The sequence below is a fragment of the Microbacterium sp. CCH5-D1 genome, assembly GCF_001557335.1.
GTDB lineage: Bacteria > Actinomycetota > Actinomycetes > Actinomycetales > Microbacteriaceae > Microbacterium > Microbacterium oxydans.
Genome location: NZ_LSJW01000313.1, coordinates 1 through 24,807, shown reverse-complemented (window position 1 = coordinate 24,807; position 24,807 = coordinate 1). Strand labels below are relative to the sequence as shown.

24 protein-coding genes are annotated in these 24,807 nt (G+C 67.5%); 20 read left to right on the top strand and 4 right to left on the bottom strand.

Features of this window, described 5'->3' with window-relative positions:
• On the bottom strand, positions 1–1,159 hold a 1,159-nt coding region (locus tag AX744_RS19055; RefSeq protein WP_157543657.1), incomplete at its 3' end, for an AMP-dependent synthetase/ligase.
• A gap of 151 nt (positions 1,160–1,310) precedes the next feature.
• Here AX744_RS19055 and AX744_RS19050 point away from each other — a divergent pair.
• Together AX744_RS19050 and AX744_RS19045 are read left to right on the top strand one after the other, a co-directional pair.
• The gene (locus tag AX744_RS19050) at positions 1,311–2,000 is read left to right on the top strand and encodes a lysophospholipid acyltransferase family protein (protein WP_046749333.1); all 690 of its coding nucleotides are present in this window, start codon (positions 1,311–1,313) and stop codon (positions 1,998–2,000) included.
• A 47-nt stretch (positions 2,001–2,047) separates the two neighbouring features.
• Complete coding sequence (locus AX744_RS19045; RefSeq protein WP_046749332.1) at positions 2,048–3,388, top strand: class II 3-deoxy-7-phosphoheptulonate synthase; 1,341 nt, start codon at positions 2,048–2,050, stop codon at positions 3,386–3,388.
• 110 nt (positions 3,389–3,498) lie between these two features.
• On the opposite strand, the gene pknB is transcribed toward AX744_RS19045, so the two are convergent.
• Together pknB and AX744_RS19035 are read right to left on the bottom strand one after the other, a co-directional pair.
• Positions 3,499–5,445 carry a Stk1 family PASTA domain-containing Ser/Thr kinase gene (pknB, locus tag AX744_RS19040; RefSeq protein ID WP_061018689.1) on the bottom strand — a complete coding sequence of 649 codons (1,947 nt, stop codon included), beginning with the start codon at positions 5,443–5,445 and terminating at the stop codon, positions 3,499–3,501.
• 78 nt (positions 5,446–5,523) lie between these two features.
• A complete protein-coding gene (locus AX744_RS19035) occupies positions 5,524–6,756 on the bottom strand; it encodes a LysM peptidoglycan-binding domain-containing protein (RefSeq protein WP_061018688.1) in 1,233 nt (410 codons plus the stop codon).
• A gap of 124 nt (positions 6,757–6,880) precedes the next feature.
• Between AX744_RS19035 and AX744_RS19030 the strand changes: the two genes are divergently transcribed.
• Complete coding sequence (locus tag AX744_RS19030; protein ID WP_371861849.1) at positions 6,881–7,243, top strand: Rv2175c family DNA-binding protein; 363 nt, start codon at positions 6,881–6,883, stop codon at positions 7,241–7,243.
• Positions 7,244–7,247: 4 nt separating this feature from the next.
• Here the strand turns inward: AX744_RS19030 and AX744_RS19025 are convergent, their stop codons facing one another.
• Complete coding sequence (locus AX744_RS19025; protein WP_230977921.1) at positions 7,248–8,336, bottom strand: polyprenyl synthetase family protein; 1,089 nt, start codon at positions 8,334–8,336, stop codon at positions 7,248–7,250.
• A gap of 97 nt (positions 8,337–8,433) precedes the next feature.
• Between AX744_RS19025 and AX744_RS19020 the strand changes: the two genes are divergently transcribed.
• The 17 genes from AX744_RS19020 to AX744_RS18940 form a co-directional block, all read left to right on the top strand.
• A complete protein-coding gene (locus tag AX744_RS19020; RefSeq protein WP_061018684.1) occupies positions 8,434–8,808 on the top strand; it encodes a DUF3040 domain-containing protein in 375 nt (124 codons plus the stop codon).
• A 265-nt stretch (positions 8,809–9,073) separates the two neighbouring features.
• Positions 9,074–9,505, top strand: a complete 432-nt coding sequence (mraZ, locus tag AX744_RS19015; RefSeq protein WP_017830220.1) for a division/cell wall cluster transcriptional repressor MraZ — start codon at positions 9,074–9,076, stop codon at positions 9,503–9,505.
• A 102-nt stretch (positions 9,506–9,607) separates the two neighbouring features.
• Positions 9,608–10,546, top strand: a complete 939-nt coding sequence (gene rsmH / locus AX744_RS19010; RefSeq protein ID WP_046749328.1) for a 16S rRNA (cytosine(1402)-N(4))-methyltransferase RsmH — start codon at positions 9,608–9,610, stop codon at positions 10,544–10,546.
• Positions 10,543–11,109 carry a hypothetical protein gene (locus tag AX744_RS19005; RefSeq protein WP_046749327.1) on the top strand — a complete coding sequence of 189 codons (567 nt, stop codon included), beginning with the start codon at positions 10,543–10,545 and terminating at the stop codon, positions 11,107–11,109. Before rsmH ends, AX744_RS19005 begins: the two co-directional genes overlap by 4 nt.
• 25 nt (positions 11,110–11,134) lie before the next feature.
• Complete coding sequence (locus tag AX744_RS19000; protein ID WP_058632795.1) at positions 11,135–12,904, top strand: peptidoglycan D,D-transpeptidase FtsI family protein; 1,770 nt, start codon at positions 11,135–11,137, stop codon at positions 12,902–12,904.
• A gap of 27 nt (positions 12,905–12,931) precedes the next feature.
• The gene (locus tag AX744_RS18995; protein ID WP_061018681.1) at positions 12,932–14,344 is read left to right on the top strand and encodes a UDP-N-acetylmuramoyl-tripeptide--D-alanyl-D-alanine ligase; all 1,413 of its coding nucleotides are present in this window, start codon (positions 12,932–12,934) and stop codon (positions 14,342–14,344) included.
• Positions 14,341–15,447, top strand: a complete 1,107-nt coding sequence (gene mraY / locus AX744_RS18990) for a phospho-N-acetylmuramoyl-pentapeptide-transferase (RefSeq protein ID WP_061018679.1) — start codon at positions 14,341–14,343, stop codon at positions 15,445–15,447. Before AX744_RS18995 ends, mraY begins: the two co-directional genes overlap by 4 nt.
• Entirely contained in the window at positions 15,437–16,972 is a 1,536-nt protein-coding gene (murD, locus tag AX744_RS18985) for a UDP-N-acetylmuramoyl-L-alanine--D-glutamate ligase (protein WP_061018676.1), read from the top strand. The genes mraY and murD overlap by 11 nt, the downstream gene beginning before the upstream one ends.
• A complete protein-coding gene (gene ftsW / locus AX744_RS18980) occupies positions 16,941–18,146 on the top strand; it encodes a putative lipid II flippase FtsW (protein ID WP_046749429.1) in 1,206 nt (401 codons plus the stop codon). The genes murD and ftsW overlap by 32 nt, the downstream gene beginning before the upstream one ends.
• On the top strand, positions 18,143–19,219 hold the full coding sequence (locus tag AX744_RS18975; RefSeq protein WP_058632799.1) for a UDP-N-acetylglucosamine--N-acetylmuramyl-(pentapeptide) pyrophosphoryl-undecaprenol N-acetylglucosamine transferase: 1,077 nt from the start codon (positions 18,143–18,145) through the stop codon (positions 19,217–19,219). The genes ftsW and AX744_RS18975 overlap by 4 nt, the downstream gene beginning before the upstream one ends.
• A 39-nt stretch (positions 19,220–19,258) precedes the next feature.
• Positions 19,259–20,659 (top strand): UDP-N-acetylmuramate--L-alanine ligase, encoded by a 1,401-nt coding sequence (murC, locus tag AX744_RS18970; protein WP_061018672.1) that lies wholly within the window; start codon positions 19,259–19,261, stop codon positions 20,657–20,659.
• Between the two features lie 3 nt (positions 20,660–20,662).
• A complete protein-coding gene (locus AX744_RS18965; RefSeq protein ID WP_061018670.1) occupies positions 20,663–21,595 on the top strand; it encodes an FtsQ-type POTRA domain-containing protein in 933 nt (310 codons plus the stop codon).
• A gap of 164 nt (positions 21,596–21,759) precedes the next feature.
• Positions 21,760–22,902, top strand: a complete 1,143-nt coding sequence (gene ftsZ / locus AX744_RS18960; RefSeq protein WP_061018666.1) for a cell division protein FtsZ — start codon at positions 21,760–21,762, stop codon at positions 22,900–22,902.
• Positions 22,899–23,606 carry a YggS family pyridoxal phosphate-dependent enzyme gene (locus AX744_RS18955; protein ID WP_082738595.1) on the top strand — a complete coding sequence of 236 codons (708 nt, stop codon included), beginning with the start codon at positions 22,899–22,901 and terminating at the stop codon, positions 23,604–23,606. The genes ftsZ and AX744_RS18955 overlap by 4 nt, the downstream gene beginning before the upstream one ends.
• 43 nt (positions 23,607–23,649) lie before the next feature.
• Complete coding sequence (locus tag AX744_RS18950) at positions 23,650–24,123, top strand: cell division protein SepF (RefSeq protein WP_046749318.1); 474 nt, start codon at positions 23,650–23,652, stop codon at positions 24,121–24,123.
• 3 nt (positions 24,124–24,126) lie between these two features.
• The gene (locus AX744_RS18945) at positions 24,127–24,426 is read left to right on the top strand and encodes a YggT family protein (RefSeq protein WP_046749317.1); all 300 of its coding nucleotides are present in this window, start codon (positions 24,127–24,129) and stop codon (positions 24,424–24,426) included.
• Positions 24,427–24,607: 181 nt separating this feature from the next.
• Positions 24,608–24,807, top strand: a 200-nt coding sequence (locus AX744_RS18940) for a DivIVA domain-containing protein (protein ID WP_157543656.1), incomplete at its 3' end; no start/stop codon positions are given.

Sequence of the window (24,807 nt, the reverse complement as noted above, 5' to 3'; positions counted from 1 at the left end):
GGTTCACTGTTGCGGGGGCCGTCGTCTCCGTCAGGCCGTAGCCCTCGAGGATCACCACACCGAGGCTGTGGAAGAAGTGTCCGAGTCGTGAGCCCAGGGGAGCGGAGCCGGACACCGCGTAGACGACGTTGCCGCCCATGGCCTCACGGAGCTTGCTGTAGACGAGCTTGTTGAACAGCGCGAACTTGAGCTTCATGCCGAACGGGATCGGCTTGCCCTCCTCGAGCAGCTTCGAGTGCTCGACCGCGACCTCGGCGGCGGCGCGGAAGATCTTCCCCTTGCCCCCGGCTTCCGCCTTCTGCTCCGCCGAGTTGTAGACCTTCTCGAAGACGCGCGGCACGGCGAGGAGGAAGGTTGGCTTGAACGACCCGAGTGCAGGCAGGAGCTGGCGCGTGTCGGGCTGGTGCCCGGTGCGCACTCCGGCGTGGACATCGAGGATCGAGATGAATCGCGCGAACACGTGCGCGGTGGTGATGAAGAGGAGTGTGGATGCGCCGGGCGTCTGGACGACTTCGTCCAGTGCCTTCGCCGAGTTGCGCGACAGCTCGACGAAGTTGCTGTGCGTGAGGACGCATCCCTTCGGGCGGCCTGTGGACCCCGAGGTGTAGATGAGCGTCGCGATATCGGAACCGACAGCGAGGTTTCGCCGGCGCTCGATCTCGGAGTCGCTCACCGACGCGCCCTGGGCAGTCAGAGTGTCGATCGCTCCGAGGTGCAGCTGCCAGACTTCGCGGAGCAGCGGCAGGTCGCCGCGCACCTCGTCGACGCGGGCGAAATGCTCCGGCGACTCCACGATGAGCGCGATCGCACCGGAGTCTTCGAGGATCCACTGGATCTGCGAGGGGGAGCTGGTCTCATAGATCGGCACCATCACGGCGCCGGTGTAGAACAACGCGAAGTCGACGAGGGTCCACTCGTATGTGGTGCGCGCCAGGAAGCCGACCTTCTCTCCGGGCTGGATGCCTGCTGCGGCGAAGCCCTTCGCGAGCGCGATCACCGCGGTCTGGAAGTCGGCGGCGGAGATGTCGCGCCACCCGTCTCCCTCCGGGACGGAGAACAACGCCCGATCCGGCGTCGCCTCCACGCGCTTCACCAGGAGGTCGGCGACGTTCGCGTCGGGATCGGCGGGGACGATCGCGGGGACTTCAAACTGGACCACGGCAGCTCCTTCGGTACCGGTCGGGCACGGACTTCCATCGAGTCTAGGGCATGGAACCCAGTCGCTCTCCAGGTGGAACTGGGTCGCGGAAGCGGGAGAGCCGAAGAGACCGCTCGGTCGGAGCCCGGGCGCGGCGCTAGACTTCACCACGATGTTCTACTGGCTGATGAAGTACGTGGTGATCGGCCCCGTGGTCAAGGCGGTGTTCCGCCCGTGGATCGTGGGGAGGAACAACGTGCCCGCGAACGGGGCGGCGATCCTGGCGAGCAATCATCTCTCGTTCGCAGACTCCATCTTCCTTCCACTGGTCATCGACCGGTCGATGTCCTTCCTCGCCAAGAGCGACTACTTCACCGGTCGGGGCCTCAAAGGGTGGGCGACGAAGTTCTTCATGAAGGCCACCGGGCAGATCCCCATCGACCGATCGGGTGGCAAGGCTTCCGAGGCGTCACTCAACACGGGGCTCCAGGTGCTGGGCGGGGGCGATCTGCTCGGGATCTACCCCGAGGGCACGCGTAGCCCCGACGGCAAGCTGTACCGGGGCCGGACCGGCATCGCCAGGATGGCGCTCGAGGCGAAGGTCCCCGTCGTGCCGGTGATCATGGTCGACACCGACACAGCGATGCCCATCGGAAGGCGACTGCCCCGCATCGTGCGGGTCGGAATCGTGATCGGGGAGCCGCTCGACTTCTCCCGATACGCCGGCATGGAGAACGATAGGTACATCCTCCGCTCGGTCACGGACGAGATCATGGTGGCGCTCCAGCGTCTCGGTGAGCAGAAGTACGAAGACGTCTACGCGTCGACGGTCAAGGACCGGATCCCGACCCGCGTCACATAGGCCCGACGCGGATCTCGGTGGTACCGGCGACCACTAGGCTGGAACGCATGCTCCCGCACCACATCGAAGCCCTTGATGCATGGCGCTCGCTTCCCATCAAGCAGCAGCCGCAGTGGCCCGACGCGGACCGCGTCGCCGACGTCTCCCAGCAGATCGCGACCCTCCCGCCGCTGGTCTTCGCCGGCGAGGTCGACAACCTTCGCGACCGGCTCGCGCGCGCGGCGTCCGGCCAGGCGTTCCTGCTCCAGGGCGGCGACTGCGCCGAGACCTTCGCCGGAGCGACTGCCGAGCAGATCCGCAACCGCATCAAGACGGTGCTGCAGATGGCGGTCGTGCTCACGTACGGCGCCTCGATGCCCATCGTCAAGATGGGCCGCATGGCGGGGCAGTTCGCGAAGCCGCGCTCGAGCGACTCCGAGACCCGTGGCGACGTCACGCTGCCCGCGTACCGCGGCGACATCGTGAACGGCTACGACTTCACCGAGGGCTCCCGCACGGCCGATCCCGGTCGACTGCTGCAGGGCTACCACACGGCGGCATCGACGCTGAACCTGATCCGTGCCTTCACGCAGGGCGGGTTCGCCGATCTCCGCGAGGTGCACTCCTGGAACAAGGGCTTCGCGCAGAACCCGGCCAACCAGCGGTACGAGCGCATGGCGGCGGAGATCGACCGCGCGATCAAGTTCATGGAAGCGGCGGGAGCCGACTTCGACGAACTCAAGCGCGTCGAGTTCTTCACCGGGCACGAGGGTCTGCTGATGGACTACGAGCGTCCGATGACGCGCATCGACTCGCGCACGGACACGCCGTACAACACCTCCGCCCACTTCCTCTGGATCGGAGAGCGCACGCGTGAGCTCGACGGTGCGCACGTTGACTACTTCTCCAAGATCCGCAATCCCATCGGAGTGAAGCTCGGACCGACCACGTCGCCCGAGACCGCCCTCGCGCTGATCGACAAGCTCGACCCCGAGCGCGAGCCCGGGCGCCTGACCTTCATCACGCGCATGGGAGCGGGCAAGATCCGCGACGCCCTGCCGCCGCTGCTCGAAGCGGTCCGTGACTCCGGCGCCCAGCCGTTGTGGGTCACCGACCCGATGCACGGCAACGGCATCACCACGCCGACCGGCTACAAGACGCGTCGCTTCGACGACGTCGTCGACGAGGTGCGGGGCTTCTTCGAAGCGCACCGCGCGGTCGGCACGTTCCCCGGCGGCATCCACGTCGAGCTGACCGGCGACGACGTCACCGAGTGCCTCGGTGGGTCCGAGCAGATCGACGAGGCGGCCCTGGCCACTCGCTACGAGAGCCTGTGCGACCCGCGTCTGAATCACATGCAGTCGCTCGAGCTCGCCTTCCTGGTGGCGGAGGAGCTCGAGAAGCGCTGACCTCCCACACGGGATGAAAAGGAGCCGCCCTCCCCGGGACCATCGGGGAGGGCGGCTCCTTTTCGTTCTTCGTCGCACACGCGAGCGCTCGACCGAACGGGTAGGGCCTCTCAGCCGCTGAGCTGAATCGAGAGGTTCACGGTGCCGCCACGCGGGAGCGACTTGTCCGAGCCCGGATCCTGGCCGGTGACCTTGGCCATCTCGGCGAAACCGGGCAGGTCTCCCCAGGCGGCGTAGGTCGACTTGAAACCCTTGTCCGAGAGGATCTTCTTCGCCTCATTCAGGGTCTTGCCCGAGACGTCGGGCACGGGGAAGAGCTCCGGGCCCTTCGAGACGATCAGCTGCACGCTGTCTCCCGGCCGCCAGTTGCCCTCTTCTGCGCGATCGGCGACACCGATCACCACATCCTTGGACACGCTGTCGCTGAAGACGTACTGCGGGTCGGCGGTGACGGTGAGTCCCTTGTCCGTGAGGGTGGACGTCGCCTTGTCGACCGACATGCCGGCGACGTCGGGGAACTCGCCGGCCGAGACGAACAGCTCGACGGTGTCGTTCTCGAAGATCTCGCACCCGTCGCCGCAGATGTATGACTCCCCGCCCGCCCTGGGCGTGACGGAGGCGTTGATGACGATGCCGGCGTCGGCGTCGGAGAAGAGCAGCAGCGAGGTGTCCGTGACATTGACGTTGAGTCCGGCCAGGTAGTCGCGCGCATCCTGCTCGGCGCGTCCGTTCAGCGGATCGAGGGTGTGGGACGCCGGTCCTGCGGAGACGATCACGGAGACCGAGGCGCCCTTGTCGAGGCGCACGCCCTCGGCCGGATCGGTCTCGATCACCGTTCCGGCGGGGATGTCGATGGAGAACTCGTCCTTCTGCGTGGGGACGAACCCGGCTTCGGTCAGGGTCGCTGCGGCCGCGTCGTACGTGCCGCCGGCGACGGCTGGTACGGCGATGAGCGAACCAGGGCCGGAACCGAACCACCAGCCGACCCCGCCGGCGAGCACCGCGAGCAGCAGGACGAGAGCGAGCAGGAAGGCACCGCGGGCGCGACGTTTGGATGCGCGTCTGCGCAGGAGCGTCGCGTTGTCCAGTGTCGCAGGGACGGGAGCCGTGGGGTCGGCGAGGGGCATGGTGCCCGGCATCACCTTGGTGAGGTCTCCGGAATCACCGTGGCTGTGCTGCGGGGCGGTGGCTCTGGCCGCGGTCGGGGCGATGCCGAGGTCGCGCTCGATCTCCCGCAGGCGCTCGAGCATCTGCTGGGCATCGTCCGGTCGATCGTCCGGTGACTTCTCGGTGGCCCAGAGCACGAGCTCGTCGAGCTGCTCCGGCACGGCAGGATTGCGCACGCTGGGACGCGGTACCGATTCCGTGGCGTGCTGGAACGCGATCTGCATCGGCTGCTCGCCCTTGTACGGCTGTTCGCCGACCAGCATCTCGTAGAGCATGATGCCGAGGGCGTAGATGTCGCTGCGGGCATCGGCGGTGCCGCGCGTGACGAGTTCTGGGGCGAGGTAGGCGATCGTCCCGAGCAGCTGCTGTCCGGTCGCGGTGTTCGCGGTGGTCGCCCGTGCCAATCCGAAGTCGCCGATCTTGATGCGACCGTCTTCCGCGAGGAGGACGTTCTCCGGCTTCACATCGCGATGCACGATCCCCGCGCGGTGCGCCGCAGAGAGGCCCGCCAGGATCGCGTCCATGATCGTGATGGTCTGCGGGATCGTCAGACGTTTCTGCTCGCGGAGGAGCTCACGCAGCGTGATGCCGGGGAGGTACTCCATCACGAGATAGGCGAGTTCGCCATCCTGCCCCTGGTCGAACACATTCACGACATGGGGGTCGGCCAGGCGGGCAGCGGCTCTCGCCTCCTGGATGAAGCGGCTCTGGAAAGCGGAGTCGTCGCTGAGGTGCGCGTGCATCACCTTGAGAGCGATGCGTCGTTCGAGGCGGAGGTCGGTCGCGACGTACACCGTCGCCATGCCACCCCGAGCGATGCGAGCGCGGACGCGGTACCGGCCGTCGACAAGCCGCCCGATGAGGGGGTCGGCCTGCTGATTGGTCGTCACGTCAGAATTCTATGGAGAACTGCCTGAAAGACAGGGGAGCGGCTCACCCCTCGCACCTGCGGGTTTTCCCGGATATCGTCAACCGTGGAGCGCGAGCCAGGCATATGCTTGCGCCTCCCACTGTCCGTACCTCTCCGGATAGGCCGAGATCTGGACCGCCTGAGCAGCGTCGGTGAAGGCCATGTTCTCCCAGCCGGGGATGTCGAGAAGCCCGCGGGTCACCTGGCCGTTGGGGTCGCTCTGCCCTCCGTAGAACACGCGAGTGCTCCGATCGGCGTCCATGATCTGGGCCGGCGTTCCCCAGCCGGTGCTCGGACGCTGCTGGAAGATGCCGAGTGAGTCGCGGTCGCCCCAGTCGAGGTTTCGCAGACCCGACTCGACCATGCCGGTGGCGAGAGCGATCGCGATCGCCCGATCGGACACCCCGATCTCGCGGCCGACGCGGATGATGAGCGCGGCGTTCGAGGCCTGCTCGGACGTCAGCACCGCTGTCTGCGGGCCACTCGCCGCCGAGGGGGTCGCCGACGGGGCCGGTGCAGGCGCTGTCGGCGGAGTGCCCTGGAGGGAGAGGGCCTGGCCCGGGTAGATGATCGACGACGGCCCGAGACCGTTCGCGGCGTACAGCGCCTGCGTGGTGGTGCCGTACTTCTGCGCGATGCCGAACAGGGTGTCGCCTGCGACGACGGTATGGGACGCGGCGGACGCCGGGGCCGGAGCCGGGGCCGGGGCCGGAGCCGGGGTCGGCGCCGCGGCCGCTATGGGAGCGGCAGCAGTCGGCGCGCCGACCGAGCCGCTGATGACGAGGTTCTGGCCGGGGTAGATCACCGAGGCGCGTGTGAGCCCGTTCGCCGCGAGGACGGCATCGACGGAGGTCCCGTACTTCCGGGCGATGGCGTACACGGTGTCGCCGGAGACGACCTGATGCGTCGCGGCGGCCGCGGGAGCAGGGGCTTGGGGCGTCGCAGGGGCTGCCGGCGCGGGCGAGGGCGCGAGCGTGAGTGTCTGGCCGGGGTGGATCACCGAGCGCCAGGAGAGTCCGTTCCAGGTCAGGACATCGACCGTGCGCAATCCGAAGCGCGAGGCGATCGCCGAAACCGTGTCGCCGGGCTGGACGCGGTAGGTCGATGGTGCGGTCTCGGCGGGTGCGACGCGTGCCGGAAGAAGGCGAGGCCGCTCGACGGCAGTCGTGTCCGCGTGCACAGTCGCTCCGGCCGGCGCAGCGGTGAGAGTGGTCGCCAGTGCTCCGAGCACCGCTGCAGGCACTCCGATCTGCAGGTGTCGCGTTCGCCGTGTGGCGGTCTTCAGAGTCAAGGTCTGCCCCCCTTTTTTCGAGCTTTTCACGCTGACACGGATGTAAACAGAAGTCAACAGAAGTGACGCAAGTGAACAGTGTGACTGGAGTGCCGACATGCGCAGATCATCCGGAGGTGAGATAGTGGGCGACGTGTCTGAGAACGTTGCCGGAACCCCTGCCGCCGTCGAGTGGCTGACGATGCCCGACCTCGTCGAGGTGCTCGACGAACCCCTCGGCCGTGTGCGCCGTCTGATCGATGAGCACTATCTCGTCGGCTCTCGTCGCAACGGAGCATTCGCGGTGCCGTCCGTCTTCATCGTCGACGGACACCCGCTGAGCTCACTGCGTGGCACCGTGATCGTGCTTCAGGACGCCGGGTTCACCGACGACGAGCTGATCGACTGGCTCCTCGCGGAGGAGGAGAGCCTGGGGCGTTCCCCGATCGACGCCCTGCTGGCCGGGCACAAGAGTTCCGTGCGGCGCTTGGCGCGCACGCTCGCCTGATCCGTCAGGCCGAGCGCACCGTCGCCGCTCGTGCGAGATCGCGCAGCTCACCGACCGCGGCGTTGTCCAGTCGGGCGCCTGACAGGGCGCGATCGGCGTCGCGGGCATAGCCGGTGATCATCGCCTCCAGCTGATCCACGGCCCCCGAGTCGCGGATGGTGGCCTGGAGGAACGTCACCTGCTGCGGCGTGAGCTCCGGGTCGCCCAGCATCTCGTCCAGCAGGTTCCGCGCGGACGCGTCCAGCGTCTGCCTGGTGAGAGCGATCAGGACGGTTCGCTTGCCCTCCCGGAGGTCGTCCCCGGTCGGCTTGCCCGTGACGGACGGGTCGCCGAACACTCCGAGCACATCGTCGCGCAGCTGGAAGGCCATGCCGACGGGATGTCCGAAGCGGCGCAGCGCCTCCGTCTGATCAGGCTCGGCCCCGGCGAACGCGCCGCCGAGAACCAGAGGTTGCTCGATGCTGTACCTCGCGGACTTGAGCGATGCCACGCGCAACGCCCGTTCCGCGTGCAGGCTCCCGTCGTTCACGCTCCACGCCGATTCCTCGGCGATGTCGAGGAACTGACCGGTCGTGACATCCCTCCGCATCCTCGCGTACTCGGAACGCACGGCGCGTGCGTGCGGCTGCCCGTCGAGGGCCGATTCCAGCAGGTCATCGCTCCAGGCGACGAGGAGATCGCCGAGGAGGATCGCTGAGGCGCGGCCGAAGGCGTCTGCGTCGCCCGCCCATCCCGCGGCGCGGTGTGAGGCCTCGAGGGCACGGTGCGCGGCCGGACGGCCACGGCGTGTGTCCGAGTTGTCGATCAGGTCATCGTGGACGAGCGCCGCGGACTGGAAGATCTCCAGCGCGGTGCAGATGTCCCACAGTGCATCGGGCTCTGTCGCGTCGCGGTCTCTGAAAGCCGAGACGGCACGCCAACCCGCATGGCAGAAGCGCGCACGCAGGCGTTTGCCGCCGTCGAGGGTGCCGGCGGCCGCGTCGAGGAACGCCGCCGCGTCCGGACCGTAGTCCGTCGCTTCGTCCCGCATCCGCGAGAGGAAGCGGTCGAGGTGTGCGGCGACGGCGTCGGGGACGGGGGAGGAGGACGGCACGACTCCCAGCATACGTAAAGCAAGGGTGGGTCGAACTGCTAGCCCCGGACGCCTTCGCGCGCGTAGAATGGAAGGCACGATACCCGAGGGGGACGAAATGCCACTCTCCGAACAGGAGCAGCGTCTGCTCGACGAGATGGAACGCCATCTCCTTCACAATGATGCCGACGTCGTGACCGCGCCGTCCGGTGACCGAGCTCTGAGCTACCGAAATCTCGTCTACGGTGCGCTCCTGCTGCTCGCCGGTGTCGGTGGTCTGGTCGCCGGAGTCATCCTCGGCGGTGTCTGGGGAATCGTCGTCGGCGTCGTCGGTTTCGCGGCGATGCTCGCCGGAGTCATGGTGGCCGTGACGCCCGTTCGGCGGACGACCGCGACGGCACCGCGAGAGCACTCCGCATCGAAGCGACAGGAATCCGCGTCGTTCATGGATCGTATGAACGATCGATGGGATCGACGCCAAGACGGTCACTGACCTCTCTCACATCTTCACCACCGAAGCCCGGATGCTCAGCATCCGGGCTTCGGTCGTTAACGCCGGGCGGGGGAGGGTCGGCCGCTGACCCGGCAGATCCCTCCACTCATCCTCCACCTTCCTCCACCGCGGAATCTCGCGGTTTTTTGGCGTGCCCGCTCGCACTGACCGCGATCGTCTGCGGATTGGTCGTAGGTATGTGGAGGAAAGTGGAGTAAAGTGGGGCGCACCTCGAGTTGGCCGGACGCAGAGGGGGTGGTGGCCGATGTTGCTGGGTACGCACTCTCCGAAGCTGGACGACAAAGGACGGGTCATCCTTCCTGCGAAGTTCCGCGAAGACCTCGGCGGCGGCATCGTCGTCACCCGAGGGCAGGAACGGTGCCTCTACGTGTTCAGCACGGCCGAGTTCGAGGCGATGCACGAGCGGATCCGGCAGGCACCGCTCGCCAACAAGCAGGCGCGTGACTTCATGCGCCTGTTCCTCTCCGGAGCCAGCGCGGAGATGCCAGACAGCCAGAACCGCATCACCATCCCGGCGCACCTGCGTCAGTACGCAGGTCTGCAGAAGGAACTCATCGTCACCGGAGTCGGCGCCCACGCCGAGATCTGGGACGCGGAGAGCTGGAACGCCTACCTCGCCGCCGGCGAGGAGACCTACTCCGACCTCGAGCAGGAGGTGATTCCGGGACTCTTCTGACCACGGCTGTGATGCCCCGCCGCTCCCGCCCCGACACACTTCCCCGGTGCCGGGTCGAGAAGCGGAGGGGGATCAGAGCCGAAGGTCACCCCGAGAAAGATCATGAACCTCCGAGACATCCACACCCCCGTCCTGCTCGACCGCTGTGTCGAGCTGCTCGCTCCTTCCCTTCACGCGGACGGTGCGGTCCTCGTCGACGCCACCCTCGGCATGGGCGGCCACTCAGAGGCGCTGCTCGAACGCTTCCCGAACATCCGTCTGGTCGGGCTCGACCGAGACACCGATGCGCTGCGCATCGCGGGGGAGCGACTGGCACGATTCCGCGACCGTGTGACTCTCGTACACACGGTGTATGACGAGATCGGCCTGCATGCGCAGGGCGCGTCCGGCATCCTGTTCGATCTCGGGGTGTCCTCCCTGCAGCTCGACGAGGCCGAGCGCGGCTTCGCGTACTCCAAGGACGCTCCGCTCGACATGCGGATGGACCAGACCAAGGGCGTCACCGCCGCCGATGTCATCGCCACGTACAGCGAAGGCAACCTCCGTCGCATCTTCGAGCGCTACGGCGAGGAGAAGCTCGCCGGCCGTTACGCCCGCTTCATCATCGAGGCACGTCAGAAGCAGCCCATCACGCGGTCGGGCGAGCTCGTCGACATCCTCATCGCGGCTACTCCCGCTGCCGCGCAACGAGCGGGCCACCCCGCCAAGCGCGTCTTCCAGGCGCTGCGCATCGAGGTCAACACGGAACTCAATGTGCTGGCCGACGCGATCCCCTCGGCCATGGATGCGCTCAGCGTCGGAGGACGCATCGTCGTGATGTCGTATCAGTCGCTCGAAGACCGCCTCGTGAAGCAGGCGTTCGCCGCCGCGGCCGCCTCATCCGCACCTGCCGGTCTTCCGGTCGAACTCCCCGAACACGCCCCGCGATTCCGCATCCTGACCAAGGGCGCAGAACTCGCCGACGATGATGAGCGCGCGCGCAACCCGCGGGCGATCCCGGTGCGTCTGCGCGCCGCCGAGAAGCTGCGGGAGAGCGCATGAGCCTGAACGCCGTCGTCCGGAAGCCGGTACAGCCGGTCGCGCCGGAGAAGACTCCGCAGCGGAAGCTGCAGCCGGTCACGCATCCCGCCGCCCGCCGCAAGCCCAAGCTCGCCTATGCGCTCGTCGCGCTGGGGGGAGCGCTCGCGATCGGCGCCGCGCAGATCGCGCTCTCGCTCGCGATCACCCAGGACTCGTTCACCCTCGCCAGTCTCTCGTCGCAGCAGCGCGAACTCAACCTCAAGACGCACGCTCTCCAGGAGGAACTGACCGGGGTCAGCTCCCCGCAGGTGCTCGCGAGCAGCGCGGCCGGACTCGGAATGGTGGTCGCCGGATCGCCGTCGTATCTGCGCCTCAGCGATGGAGCCGTCTTCGGTACCGGCGACGGCGCCGATTGGACCTCTACGGTCAACCCTGACGGCGTCGGAGCCGTGAGCAACTCGCTCATCGTGGAACCGCCGCCCCCTCCTGCACAGGAGACGGACGGCGCAGCGACGACCGAGCAGCCGACACAAGAGCTTCCGCCGTCGATCACCGACGGCCTGCCGAGCCCCACGACGCACTGACACCCACGATCGACGGAGAGATCCCATGACGACACGAGCCACCCGCGGACCGCGGCGACGCACAGTCGTCGCCCTCGCCGTCATCCTCTCGGTGCTGTGCGCCTTCGTCGTGCGGCTGGTCGACATCCAGGTGGTCAGCGCCGACGAGCATGTCTCCGACTCTCTCGAGCACATCGGGGCGAGTTCAGCCATCTCCGGACAGCGCGGATCGATCGTCGACTCCTCCGGGACAGTGCTCGCCTCCAGCGTGATGGTCTACGACGCTCAGCTCAGCCCCCAGGTCATCATGCTCATGGAGGAGAACGACCCCAAGCTGCCGTGGGCCGAGGCTTCCGAGAAGATCGCGGCCATCACCGGGCAGACCGGGGAGGAAGTGCGTGCGCTGGTGTCGAACGCCCTCGCCGAGAACCCGAACAGCCAGTACGCACCCCTCAAGAAGGGGCTGAACACCGAGCAGTACATGAAGCTGAGGGACTTGGGAGTCGGCTCCTATCTCGCACTCAAGGCGCGCGAGACCCGGGTCTACCCGAACGGCGCGGTCGCCGGGAACCTCCTCGGCTACCTCGACAGCTCCGGCGAGGCGCAGGCCGGCGTGGAGCAGCTGGACGACTCCTGCCTCGCGCCCGTCGACGGCGAGGAGAGCTATCGCATCGGCAAGGACGGGGTCGTGATCCCCGGGAGCGAGCGCACGGTCGACGCCGTGAACGGCGGCTCCGTGCAGTTGACCATCAACAGCGACCTCAACTGGTACCTGCAGCAGATGATCGCCGAGGAGGCGCAGACCCAGGGCGCCAAGGGCGGCACGGTCACGGTGGTCGAGGTGAAGACCGGCAAGATCAGGGCGGCGGCCGAATGGCCCGCGCTTGACCCCAACGATCTCGATGCTTCGACACCGGCGACGAGGGCCAGCCAGATCTTCCACAGGGACTTCGAGCCGGGCTCGACGTTCAAGGCGATCACCGCGGCTGCAGCCATCGAGGGCGCCGGCCTCACCCCCTACAGCACCGTCAGCGCGGCCTCTCGCGAGAAGTTCCCGAACGGCGCCGTCGTCAACGACGCCTTCACCCACCCCGCCTACAACTACACCCTCGCCGGCGGACTCATCGACTCGTCGAACGTCGCACTGTCGAAGTTCGGCACCATGGTGAGTCCCGAGGTCCGCTACGACTACCTCGAGCGGTTCGGGGTCGGCGACAAGACGCTCGACTTCCCGTCCGAGGTCGGCGGCATCCTGCACCCCGTCAAGGACTGGGACAGCCAGTCGCTGTACACGACCACGTTCGGTCAGTACTTCACGGTGACGGCAGCCCAGCTCGCCGGCGCCTACCAGGCGATCGCCAACGGCGGAGAGAAGATCGATCTCTCGCTCGTCGAGTCGTGCACGGGATCCGACGGCAAGGTCACCACACCGGCAGATCCGAAGCACGAGCAGATCATCAAGGAGCAGACGGCAGGCGAGCTCACCCGGATGCTGGAGAACGTCGCGGTGCAGGGCGGCAATGCGGAGCGCATCCAGGTGCCGGGCTACCGCGTGACCAGCAAGACGGGTACTGCCCAGGTCTCCGACGGCAACGGTGGATACAAGTCCGGGGTGTACTACACCAGCATGGTGGGCTTCGCGCCGGTCGACGATCCGCAGTACGTCGTCGTGGTCACCCTCGACGAGCCGACTAAGGTTGTATCGTCCGCGGCCACCGCATCCGCCTTCCAGAAGGCGATGACGCAGGTGATGAAAACCTATCGCGTGATGCCGTCCTCTGTCCCGATGGACGAGCTCCTCCCCAAGTTCGGATAGTCGGCGAGAGCCGCGCATGGAGATGACATGATCGCCCTGACGCTCGCTGAGATCGCCGCCGCAGTCGGCGGTGATCTTCGCGTGGTCGCACCAGACACACCCGAGACCGTGGTCGATGGCCTGGTCGACACGGATTCGCGGATGATGGGCCCCGGCTCGATCTTCGTGGCCAAACCCGGAGCCGAGACCGACGGCCACCGATTCGTCGGATCCGCCGTCGAGGCGGGCGCCGTGCTGGCCATCGTCGAGCATCCCGTCGACATCGCGGTGAGCCAGATCATCGTCGCGGATGCCGTCACCGCACTCGGCGCACTCGCCAGAGATGTCGTCGCGCGGGTCCGAGCCGCAGGTCGGCTCCGCATCATCGGCATCACGGGATCCAACGGCAAGACCACCACCAAGAACTTCCTCGCACGCATCCTCGAGGACGAGGGCGAGACCGTCGCGCCCGTGAAGTCGTTCAACAACGAAGTCGGCGCTCCCGTCACCATGCTTCGTGTCACGGAGAGCACGCGGTACCTCGTGAGCGAGTTCGGAGCGGCGGCTCCGGGGAGCATCGCCCACCTCGCCGGTCTTGTGGAGCCCGACATCGCCGTGGTGCTGATGGTCGGCATGGCGCACGCCGGCGGCTTCGGCGGAATCGAAGCGACGGCGAAGGCCAAGGCCGAGCTCGTCGCGGCGGCCCGGGTGCCGGGGACTGCCGTCCTGAACGTCGACGACCCCAGAGTCGCGGCGATGCGAGAGCTCGCGGACTCCCGCGGGCTGCGCACGGTCGGCTTCGGCCAGGGCCCGACGGCCGATGTGCGGGCCCGCGACATCGAGGTGTCGGCCTCCGGCACCGCCTGCATCGTCGAGGTCGGCGGGCAGATCCTGCCCCTGCGGCTCCGGGTCCTCGGGGCTCACCACATCTCCAACGCTCTTGCAGCGATCGCCTCGGCGCTGGTCCTCGGCGTCTCGCCCGTCGATGCCGTGGCTCGTCTGGAGACCGTCGAGATCGCCGAACGGTGGCGGATGCAGCCCCTGGGCAACGACCGCGTGCGGATCATCAACGACGCCTACAACGCCAGCCCGGATTCCATGGCCGCTGCCTTGCGTACTCTCGCGCAGATCACCGGCCCCGAAGAGCGCACGGTCGCCGTCCTCGGTGCCATGAGCGAGCTCGGGGAGAGCGCGGGGGAGGAGCACGACCGGATCGGGCTGCTCGCCGTGCGTCTGAACATCCAGCGGATCGTGGTCGTCGGCGCTGAGGCGCGACGGCTGTATCTCGCCGCCGTCGGAGAGGGCTCGTGGGACAGCGAGGCTGTGCATCTGCCCGACCAGGACGCGGCGTTCGAGTATCTGCGCACCGAGCTCCGCGACGGCGATCGCGTGCTCGTGAAGTCATCCAACTCCGTGGGCCTCCGGCATCTCGGCGATCGTCTGGGAGAATTGTTCTCGTGAGGTCTCTCATCATGTCGGCGGCGATCTCGCTCGCCTTCACCCTGTTCCTGACCCCCGTCTTCCTCCGGCTCTTCCGGAAGTGGGGCTGGGGGCAGGTGATCCGCACCCCGGAGTCCGTCCACAACCCGAGCCACGAAGCGAAACGCGGAACGCCGACGATGGGCGGCGTCATCTTCATCGTCGGCTCGATGGTGGGCTACTTCACCGGTGTTCTGGTCAGCGGAGAGGTGCCGGCGCTCTCGGCGCTGCTCGTGATCTGGCTGATGGTCGGTTTCGGTGCCGTCGGGTTCATCGACGACTACATGAAGGTGCGCAGCCAGCGCAGTCTCGGACTGTCGGGCTGGCGCAAGGTGATCGGTCAGCTGCTGGTGATGGTCCCCTTCGGTATCGTCGCGCTGAACTTCCCGAACAAATGGGGCCAGACGCCGGCGAGTTCCGCGATCTCCCTGTTCCGCGACATCACCTGGCTCAACCTCTTCGCCTTCGGCGTGATCCTCGGGTGGATCCTCTATCTCGTGTGGATCTCGATCATCGGGGTCGCCACCTCGAACAGCGTGAACCTGACCGACGGTCTCGACGGTCTCGCGGCCGGAGCCGGCGTCATCGTCGTCGGCGCGTACAGCCTCATCGCCTTCTGGCAGTTCAAGCAGCCCTGCATCGGCGGAGACCCCGATGCCCTGGGCGGATGCTACGAAGTGCGCGACCCGTTCAACCTGGCGATCATCGCCGCGTCCTTCGCCGCCAGCCTGATCGGATTCCTGTGGTGGAACGCCCCCAAGGCGAAGGTCTTCATGGGCGACGTCGGATCCATGGCAATCGGTGGTGTCATCACCGCGATGGCCATCCTGACCCGGACCGAGCTGCTCCTGCTCGTGATCGCCGGTGTCTTCGTCCTGTCCTCCGGTTCGGTCATCCTGCAGCGCGCATACTTCAAGATCACGCGCGGCAAGCGACTGTTCCTGATGAGCCCGTTCCACCACCACCTCGAGATGCGCGGCTGGTCCGAGGTCACGATCGTGGTCCGCATGTGGATCATCGCCGGGCTGCTCGCCGTCTCTGCCGTCGGTCTGTTCTACGTCGAATGGCTGACCCGTGTCGACTGATCGGCTGGCAGGCCTCACCAGCTGGAACGCCGACTGGAGCGGCCTGCGGGTCGCCGTGCTCGGCCTCTCCATGACCGGGTTCTCGGTCGCCGACACGCTGGCCGAACTCGGCGCGGACGTGCTCGTGCTGAGCGAAGCCGCCGAAGAGGAGTACGAGCGTCTGCTTCCTGTCATCGGCGCCCGGCTCGAGCTGGGTCCGCTTGCAGAAGTCCCTGCCGTGCTGGTCGAGTTCGCCCCCGAGGTCATCGTCGCCTCGCCGGGGTTCTCGCCGTCGCACCCGGTCATCCGATGGGCGCAGGATTCGGATGTCGCGATCTGGGGAGACGTCGAACTCGCCTGGCGCGTCCGTGACAAGGTCCTGCGCTCCGACGGCACACCGGCGGACTGGGTGCTCATCACGGGCACGAACGGCAAGACCACGACGACCCAGCTGACAGCCACCCTCCTCGTCGAGGGAGGACTGCGTGCGGCTCCGTGCGGCAACATCGGTGTGCCGGTGCTCGACGCGGTACGCGACCCCGCAGGGTTCGACGTCCTCGTGGTCGAACTCTCCAGCCATCAGCTCTGGTACCTGGGGCAGTCGCGGGCCGAGGGGGAGCTCTTCCCCTACGCGTCCGTGTGCCTCAACCTCGCCGACGATCATCTCGTCTGGCACGGTAGTGCTCAGGCCTACCGCGACGCGAAGGCCGTGGTCTACCGCAACACCCGGATCGCGTGCGTCTACAACAAGGCGGACGAGGCCACACGGCAGATGGTCGAGGAGGCGGAGGTCGTCGAAGGCGCCAGGGCGATCGGCTTCGACCTGGGGATCCCCGGTCCGAGCGACCTCGGCGTGGTGGATGGCCTTCTCGTCGACAGGGCCTTCCTCGACGACCGGTCTCGCAGCGCTCTCGAGCTGACGACCGTCGCCGACCTCGAGGCTGCGGGTCTCGCCGCTCCCCATATCGTGCAGAACATCCTCGCAGCGAGCGCCTTGGCGCGGTCGCTCGGCGTCGAGCCCGAGGCCATCCACACGGCCCTGCAGTCCTTCCGCCTCGATCCTCACCGCATCCAGGTGATCGCGCGGCATCGCGGCATCACGTGGATCGACGACTCCAAGGCCACCAACCCGCATGCGGCCGCGTCATCATTGCGCGCGTACCCGGGAGCCGTATGGGTGCTCGGCGGGGATCTGAAGGGGGTCGACATCTCCGACCTCGTCGCCGACGTCGGGACGACAGCCCGGGCGGCCGTCGTGATCGGCGTCGAGCGCTCTGCCGTGGTCACGGCATTCCGGCGACACGCGCCCGGGGTGCCGGTGTTCGAGGTCGATGCTGGTGACACTGGACAGGTCATGAACCGTGTCGTGGAGATCGCCGCGGGAATCGTCGACGACGAGGGAACAGTCCTGCTGGCCCCGGCGGCGGCATCCTTCGATCAGTTCTCCGGCTACGCGGAACGGGGCCATCGCTTCGCCGAGGCGGTGCGGGACTGGATCGACCGGGGGAGTGCCGATGACACAGGTATCCCGCCCTCCGCGCTCTGAAGCCGGCGGTCTCGCTGCCAGGGTCTCGCTCGGACGCCGGTTCACCCCGGTGTCGACCGAGTTCCTGCTGATCGCGTCCACCGCCCTGCTGCTCACTCTGTTCGGCCTCGTGATGGTGTTGTCGGCGACCAGCGCCACCGCCGTGTCCAAGGGCGTCAATCCGCTGGACGGTGTGCTTCGTCAAGGGGTTTTCGCACTCCTCGGCATCCCGCTGATGTTCCTGATCAGCCGCCTGCCGATCGAGTTCCTCAAGCGGATGGCGTGGCCGGCACTCTTCGGCGCCGTGGCCCTGCAGATGCTGGTGTTCACCCCGCTCGGGATCGAAGACGGCGGAAACCGGAACTGGATCCGGATCGCCGGCTTCACGCTCCAGCCGTCCGAGTTCCTCAAGCTCGCTCTCGCCCTGTGGATCGCGGCCGTGCTGTTGCGCAAGCGCGCGATGCTCGGCACCTGGCATCACGTCTTCATCCCGGTGATCCCGGTCGGGGCACTGGCGATCGGCACCGTCCTCGCGGGGAAGGACCTCGGCACGGCGATGGTCCTGGTGCTCATCCTGCTCGGCTGTCTGTTCTTCTCGGGGGTCAAGCTCCGGCTGTTCATCATCCCGCTGATCCTCGGCGTCGTCGCCGTGCTCGCCTATGCGCTGTCCAGCGAGGATCGCATGCGGCGCATCACCGCGACGTGCGACAACATGGCGCTCTACTACACCGATTGCTACCAGTCGATCCACGGGATCTGGGGGATGGCGACCGGTGGCATCTTCGGTCTCGGTCTCGGCAACTCGCAGGAGAAGTACGGGTGGCTCCCTGCGGCGGGCAACGACTTCATCTTCGCCATCGTCGGCGAGGAGCTGGGACTGATCGGGTGCATCGTCGTTCTCGCCCTCTTCACGTTCTTCACGATCGGCGCGTTCCACATCATCCGCAAGACCTCCGACCCCTTCATCCGGGTGGCGGCCGGCGGCATCACCGTGTGGATCGTCGGCCAGGCCGTCATGAACGTCGGCGTCGTCATCGGCGTCTTCCCCGTCATGGGTGTCCCGCTCCCATTCATGTCGCAGGGCGGCACCGCTCTGCTCGCCGTGCTGATCGCGTGCGGTGTGCTGCTCGCATTCGCGCGCACGATCCCTGTGACCGAGAAGCGACCAGCTGAGCGGGGTAGGGTCACCAGGTGACTTCGTATCTCCTCGCCGGCGGTGGCACCGCCGGTCACGTCAATCCCCTGCTCGCGGTCGCCGATGGCCTCCGCGCCCGCGATCCCGAGGCCACCGTTCTCGTGCTCGGCACTGCCGAGGGGCTCGAATCCCGTCTGGTCCCTGCACGCGGCTACGAGCTCCTCATCGTCGACAAGGTGCCGTTCCCGCGCCGACCGAACAAGCAGGCGATGTCGTTCCCCGCACGGTTCCGTCGCGCCGTCTCCCAGGTGCGCGCCCATATCCGTCAGCACGGCATCGACGTGGTCGTCGGCTTCGGGGGATACGCTTCCGCGCCTGCGTATGTCGCCGCTCGCCGTGAGCGCGTGCCGTTCGTCGTGCACGAGGCCAATGCCAAGCCGGGGTTGGCGAACGTGCTCGGTGCGCGGCGGGCAGCTGCCGTCGGCGTCGCGTTCGAGGGGACCCCGCTTCGTGGTGGCGAGGTCGTCGGCATGCCTCTGCGCCAAGAGGTCATCGCTCTGGACCGCGCGGCGTCGCGCGCTGAAGCGGCGGACTACTTCGGTCTCGACCCCGAACGGCCCGTCCTCCTGGTCTTCGGCGGCTCGCTGGGCGCGCAGCGACTCAATGAGGCGCTCGCTGATTCATGGCGAGACGTCCTCGACGCCGGATGGCAGCTGCTGCACGTGACCGGTGAGCGCAGTGATCTGGCAGATCCCGGTACGGACGGCTACGTGCTGCGCCGCTACGTCGACCGCATGGATCTTGCCTTCGCCGTCGCGGATCTGATCGTCTCCCGTTCCGGTGCGGCGACCGTGAGCGAGGTGAGCGCGCTGGGGATACCCGCGCTCTACGTCCCGTACTCCGTGGGAAACGGCGAGCAGCGCCTGAACGCCGCATCGGCCGTCGCTGCCGGAGCTGCCGAGCTGCTCGACGATGCGACCTTCGACGGCGATGCCGTGCGGCGCATCGTGGTGCCGCTGCTCGAAGACCGGGCGCGGATCGCGGAGATGGCTGCCGCTGCCCAGACGGCCGGAACCCGCGCAGGAACCGAGAACGTCATCACCCTCATCGACCGTGCACTCGCGGCTGCCTGACGCGTCCACGAAGCGGAAGAAAAGTAGACTGAAGCGGACATGATCAGACCCGACCTCTCCCTCCCCATTCCCGAGACGATCACCTCCGCGCACTTCATCGGCATCGGTGGATCCGGGATGAGCGGACTCGCCAAGATGTTCCTCGACGCGGGCATCCGCGTGTCCGGCAGCGACCGCGCAGACAGCGACAACCTGCGGGCGCTGGCCGCCGCGGGGGCGACGGTCCACGTCGGTCATGATGCCGCCCACCTCGGTGATGCCGACACGGTCGTGCACACCGGCGCCATCTGGCCGGAGAACCCCGAGTTCGTCACCGCCAAGGAGCGGGGCCTCCACGTCATCCACCGGTCCCAGGCTCTGCACTGGCTGATCGGCACGCGGCGCCTCGTCTCGGTGGCGGGTGCGCACGGCAAGACCACCTCGACGGGCATGATCGTCACGGCGTTGCGCGACCTCGACGCCGACCCGCACTTCGTCAACGGCGGCGTGATCGAGCAGCTCGGCGTGTCCAGCGCCACCGGGAGCGGCGACCTCTTCGTCATCGAGGCAGACGAGTCCGATGGCACCTTCCTCCTGTACGACACGGCTGTGGCGCTCATCACGAACGTCGACCCCGACCACCTCGACCACTACGGCTCCGACGAAGCCTTCCATCAGGCGTTCGTGCAGTTCGCGGACGCCGCGACCGAGGCCGTGGTGATCTCGAGCGACGACGCCGGCGCACTGCGCGTCGGTGCGGGCCTGTCGCACCCGAACGTGCTCACCTTCGGGCAGGCAGACGGCGCGGATGTGCGCGTCACCGACATCGTGGCTGCGGGACCGGTCGCCGCCACGCTGACGCACGGCGACGAGCACGCCCGGATGCAGCTCGCCGTCCCCGGCATCCACAACGCGATCAATGCGGCCGGCGCCGTCGCCGTTCTACGCGCCCTCGGCTATCCGCTCGCCGACGCCGTTCGCGCGGTGGAGGGCTTCGCCGGTACGGTGCGTCGCCTCGAGCAGCACGGCGTCGAGCGTGGGGTCACCGTGTACGACGACTACTCGCACCACCCCACGGAGGTGCGAGCAGCGCTCGAAGCCATGCGCAGCATCGCCGGGTCCGGTCGGATCATCGCGATCCAGCAGCCTCACACCTACTCGCGCACGCAGCACATGTACCAGGAGTTCGCCGACGTCCTGGAGCAGTTCGCCGACCACACCGTGATGCTCGACGTCTACGGGGCCAGGGAAGACCCCGTGCCCGGTGTCACGGGCGAGCTCGTCAGCGGTGCGTTCCGTGACCCGTCGCGCGTCCACTATGTCGCAGACTGGCAGCAGGCCGCCGACTACACCGCCTCGGTCGCGCGAGACGGCGACTTCGTCGTCACGCTCGGGTGCGGCAACGTCTACCAGATCATCCCGCAGGTCCTGGACTCTCTGCGCCGGACCGACGAGGAGTAGCCGATGCGCCGGCCCGCACCGCTTCCGACCAGCCCGGAGTCTCCGGACGAGAAGGACGCCGCGCCGGAGGAGAGGTCCCGTCGGCGGCGACGCGATCCCGGAGCCGGTCAGGACACTCCGTCGACTCCTGACCCGGCACCCGGCGAGGAGCCGGACAGCACCTCGGTCGGCGACCCGCAGCAGACGTCGACGATGGATGTCTGGCGCGCGGCACGTGCGCGTCGGAAGGCTCTTCGTGCGGAGATCCGGCGTTTCACGCAGAGGTCGCGGCGGCGGAGGATCGTCTGGTTGAGCAGCATCGGCGCCGCACTGCTGCTGGTCGGGGGCAGCGTCGCCGCAGCGTACAGTCCGCTGTTCGCCGTGCAGAAGATCACCGTCGAAGGTGCCACGAGTCTCGATCCCGCCGCGATCGAGGCGGCACTGGGGGATCAGCTCGGCACTCCACTCGCACTGGTCGACTCCAGCAAGGTGAAGGCCGCGTTGCTGGGCTTCCCTCTCATCGAGACCTACGCCCTCGAAGCGCGCCCGCCGCATGACCTCACCGTGCGGATAGTCGAGCGCACTCCCGTCGGCGTGCTCCGCTCCGACGCCGGTTACACACTGGTGGACGCCGCCGGCGTGGTCCTTTCGACCACCTCCGATCAGCCGGCAGGGCAGCCGGTGCTCGACGTCGTCGGGGGTGTCGAATCGGCGGCGTTCCGGAGCGCTGGCCTCGTCGTGCGCACCCTTCCCGCGGACGTCCGCGCCGCTCTGACCGGTGTCCGCGCGACGACGGCGGACGACGTGACCCTCACCCTCAACGGCGGGCTGACGGTGGTCTGGGGGAGCGCGGAGGAGTCGACGCTGAAGGCCGTCGTGCTCTCGAAGACGATGGCGGCGAATCCGGCGGCGGGCTCGATCGACGTGACGTCTCCCGAAGTCGCCGTCGTCGGCTGAGCGCTTTCGTCGGGAATGGGGCGACACGCCCGTGTCTTCGCGCGTGCACGGCCGGGCGGCGCTTACCTTCGATCAAAGAGAACGCAATACCGGGAAATACTTTACACCTCTAGTTGAGGTTTAAGGTTCACCCACTTCCAGGCTCGAATAATCGGAGGCCGGCCATGAGCCAGAACCAGAACTACCTCGCCGTGATCAAGGTCGTCGGCGTCGGCGGTGGCGGCGTCAACGCCGTGAACCGCATGATCGATCTCGGCCTCCGCGGAGTCGAGTTCATCGCCGTGAACACCGATGCGCAGGCGCTGCTCATGAGCGACGCCGACGTCAAGCTCGACGTCGGTCGTGAACTCACCCGCGGTCTCGGTGCAGGTGCCGATCCCGAGGTGGGGCGTCGTGCCGCCGAGGACCACGCCGAGGAGATCGAGCAGGCGCTGACCGGGGCCGACATGGTCTTCGTGACGGCGGGAGAGGGTGGCGGTACCGGAACCGGCGGGGCGCCCGTCGTGGCACGCATCGCGAAGTCCATCGGCGCCCTCACCATCGGTGTCGTGACCAAGCCGTTCTCCTTCGAGGGTCGCCGTCGCCAGAGCCAGGCTGAGGCCGGCGTCTCCAAGCTCAAGGAAGAGGTCGACACCCTCATCGTGGTGCCGAACGACCGTCTCCTCGAGATCAGCGACCGCGGTATCTCGATGATCGAGGCGTTCGCCACGGCCGACCAGGTACTCCTCGCCGGTGTGCAGGGCATCACGGATCTCATCACGACCCCCGGTCTCATCAACCTCGACTTCGCCGACGTCAAGTCCGTGATGCAGGGAGCAGGCTCCGCGCTCATGGGCATCGGCTCCGCTCGCGGTGCAGATCGCGCGATCAAGGCCGCAGAGCTGGCTGTGGAGTCCCCGCTCCTCGAAGCGAGCATCGAGGGTGCGCACGGCGTTCTGCTGTCGATCCAGGGTGGTTCCAACCTCGGTATCTTCGAGATCCATGACGCGGCAGACCTCGTCAAGGAAGCCGCTCACCCCGAGGCAAACATCATCTTCGGTACCGTCATCGACGACACGCTCGGCGACGAGGTGCGCGTGACCGTGATCGCAGCAGGCTTCGACGGCGGTGAGCCCTCGCTGCGGCTGGACCCGATGGTCGTCTCCCGGCCCTCGACGACTCCGCTCCCCGAGGTGGCGCTCGACGAGGAGACGGACAACAAGCCTGAGCCGGTCAAGCCCGAGCCGGTCCAGCAGCGCGTTCCGACCACCAGCATCGAGCCGGCTTTCGCGGACGACGACATCGACATCCCTGAATTCCTGAAGTGACCTCTCCGGTCGACGGCCCAGGGCTCGCACCTCTGGCTACGCGGCTGTCGGCGATCGATGACAGGATCGCCGCAGCCGCGCAAGCCGTGGGACGCAATCACGACGAGATCACCAGGATCGTGGTGACGAAGTTCCATCCGGCGTCGCTGGTGCGTGATCTGCACGAGCTCGGAGTGCGCGACGTCGGCGAGAACCGTCAGCAGGAGCTGTCGGCGAAGGAGAGCGAGCTCACCGAGCTGGATCTGCGATGGCATTTCATCGGCCAGGGCCAGACCAACAAGGCGAGTGCGATCCGACGGAGCGCGTCAGTCGTGCATTCGGTCGATCGCGACCGCTTCGCCGACGCCCTGCACCGCGCGGCCGATGATGACGATCAGCTCGATGTGCTGGTGCAGATCAACCTCACCGACGATCCCGGCCGCGGGGGAGCGGCACCGGCGCAGGCGGTCGCTCTCGCGGAGCACGTCCTCTCGCTGCCGTCGTTGCGCCTGCGCGGCGTGATGGCGGTGGCGCCGCTCGACGAGGAGCCTGCCTCCGCCTTCGCACGATTGCACGGCATCGCGGAGAGCGTCCGTGCGATCGACCCTTCGGCATCGTGGATCTCTGCCGGGATGACGGGGGACTTCGTCGAGGCGATCGCCGCCGGCGCGACACACCTGCGGATCGGTTCCGCAATCACCGGCCCCCGGCCTGACCGGGGTTAACCTGTGAACAGACCAGCCCGACACGTTCGAACCGGAGGACACGATGGGTAACCCACTGAAGAAGACCATGGTGTATCTCGGCCTCGCCGACGAGGAAGAGGTCTACGAAGAAGAAGCGCAGGCGCCCGCCCGCGCTCACCGCGAACGCGATCGTGACCGCGAGGAGCCGGCACCGGCCCCCGTCACGCCGCTTCGCCGCCCCGTCGCCGTCCGCCAGCCGTCTGCAGGAGCCGTGAACGAGATCCTCACCGTCCACCCGAAGCAGTACCGTGACGCCCAGTTGATCGCGGAGAGCTTCCGCGAGGGTGTCCCGGTCATCATCAACCTCTCGCAGATGAGCGATGCCGATGCGCGTCGCCTCATCGACTTCGCGAGTGGGCTCTCGCTCGGCCTCTACGGCCGGATCGAGCGCGTGACCTCGAAGGTGTTCCTGCTGTCGCCGGAGAACATCGCGGTCTCGGGTCACGGGGGCATCGCACACGCAGACGCCGAGTCTGCGAGCTTCGATCAGTCGTAGCCCGTGCAGCTGGTCTCGGTCCTCGCGAGCATCGTTCATCTGGTGCTCCTCCTGTACGTCATCGTGCTCTTCGCGCGGCTGATCCTGGACTACATCCCGATGTTCAATCGGGAATGGAGGCCCAAGGGCTTCGGCCTCGTCGCCGCCGAGGCGGTCTACACGCTCACCGATCCCCCCATCCGGTTCTTCCGACGGATCATCCCACCGCTGCGGATCGGCTCGCTGTCGCTCGACTTCGGGTTCGCACTCACACTGCTGATCGTCCTGATCCTGATGAACATCGTCCGACTGTTCGTCCGCTGAATCACCGGCGTGTCCCGTGTTCCGGCTGCGGTGAGTTCCCGCTCTCTGAGTGTCGTGACATCGCGGCACCGATGCGCGGGGGCTATGCTGGCACCCAGGTGCGCGCCCCGGGTTCGCGCCACATCACGACCACGCCATACATCGATACTGGCAATCGAACTCATCGAAAGAGGAGCCACCCATGGCACTTACCCCGGATGACGTCGTCACCAAGCAGTTCCAGCACGTCCGCTTCAAGGACGGCTTCGACCCGGACGAGGTGGACGACTTCCTCGACGAGATCGTCATCGAGTGGCGCAAGGCTCTCGAGGAGAACGTCGAGCTGAAGGCCAAGCTGGCCGCGTACGAGTCCGGTGCTGCCCCTGAGGCCGCCGCTCCCGC

What these genes read in the sequence shown, in the direction of transcription:
- AX744_RS19050 (WP_046749333.1), top strand. Translation starts at nt 1,311, where the DNA reads ATGTTCTACTGGCTGATGAAGTACGTGGTGATCGGCCCCGTGGTCAAG.
- AX744_RS19045 (WP_046749332.1), top strand. Translation starts at nt 2,048, where the DNA reads ATGCTCCCGCACCACATCGAAGCCCTTGATGCATGGCGCTCGCTTCCC.
- AX744_RS19020 (WP_061018684.1), top strand. Translation starts at nt 8,434, where the DNA reads ATGCCACTCTCCGAACAGGAGCAGCGTCTGCTCGACGAGATGGAACGC.
- mraZ (WP_017830220.1), top strand. Translation starts at nt 9,074, where the DNA reads ATGTTGCTGGGTACGCACTCTCCGAAGCTGGACGACAAAGGACGGGTC.
- rsmH (WP_046749328.1), top strand. Translation starts at nt 9,608, where the DNA reads ATGAACCTCCGAGACATCCACACCCCCGTCCTGCTCGACCGCTGTGTC.
- AX744_RS19005 (WP_046749327.1), top strand. Translation starts at nt 10,543, where the DNA reads ATGAGCCTGAACGCCGTCGTCCGGAAGCCGGTACAGCCGGTCGCGCCG.
- AX744_RS19000 (WP_058632795.1), top strand. Translation starts at nt 11,135, where the DNA reads ATGACGACACGAGCCACCCGCGGACCGCGGCGACGCACAGTCGTCGCC.
- AX744_RS18995 (WP_061018681.1), top strand. Translation starts at nt 12,932, where the DNA reads ATGATCGCCCTGACGCTCGCTGAGATCGCCGCCGCAGTCGGCGGTGAT.
- ftsW (WP_046749429.1), top strand. Translation starts at nt 16,941, where the DNA reads ATGACACAGGTATCCCGCCCTCCGCGCTCTGAAGCCGGCGGTCTCGCT.
- murC (WP_061018672.1), top strand. Translation starts at nt 19,259, where the DNA reads ATGATCAGACCCGACCTCTCCCTCCCCATTCCCGAGACGATCACCTCC.
- AX744_RS18965 (WP_061018670.1), top strand. Translation starts at nt 20,663, where the DNA reads ATGCGCCGGCCCGCACCGCTTCCGACCAGCCCGGAGTCTCCGGACGAG.
- ftsZ (WP_061018666.1), top strand. Translation starts at nt 21,760, where the DNA reads ATGAGCCAGAACCAGAACTACCTCGCCGTGATCAAGGTCGTCGGCGTC.
- AX744_RS18950 (WP_046749318.1), top strand. Translation starts at nt 23,650, where the DNA reads ATGGGTAACCCACTGAAGAAGACCATGGTGTATCTCGGCCTCGCCGAC.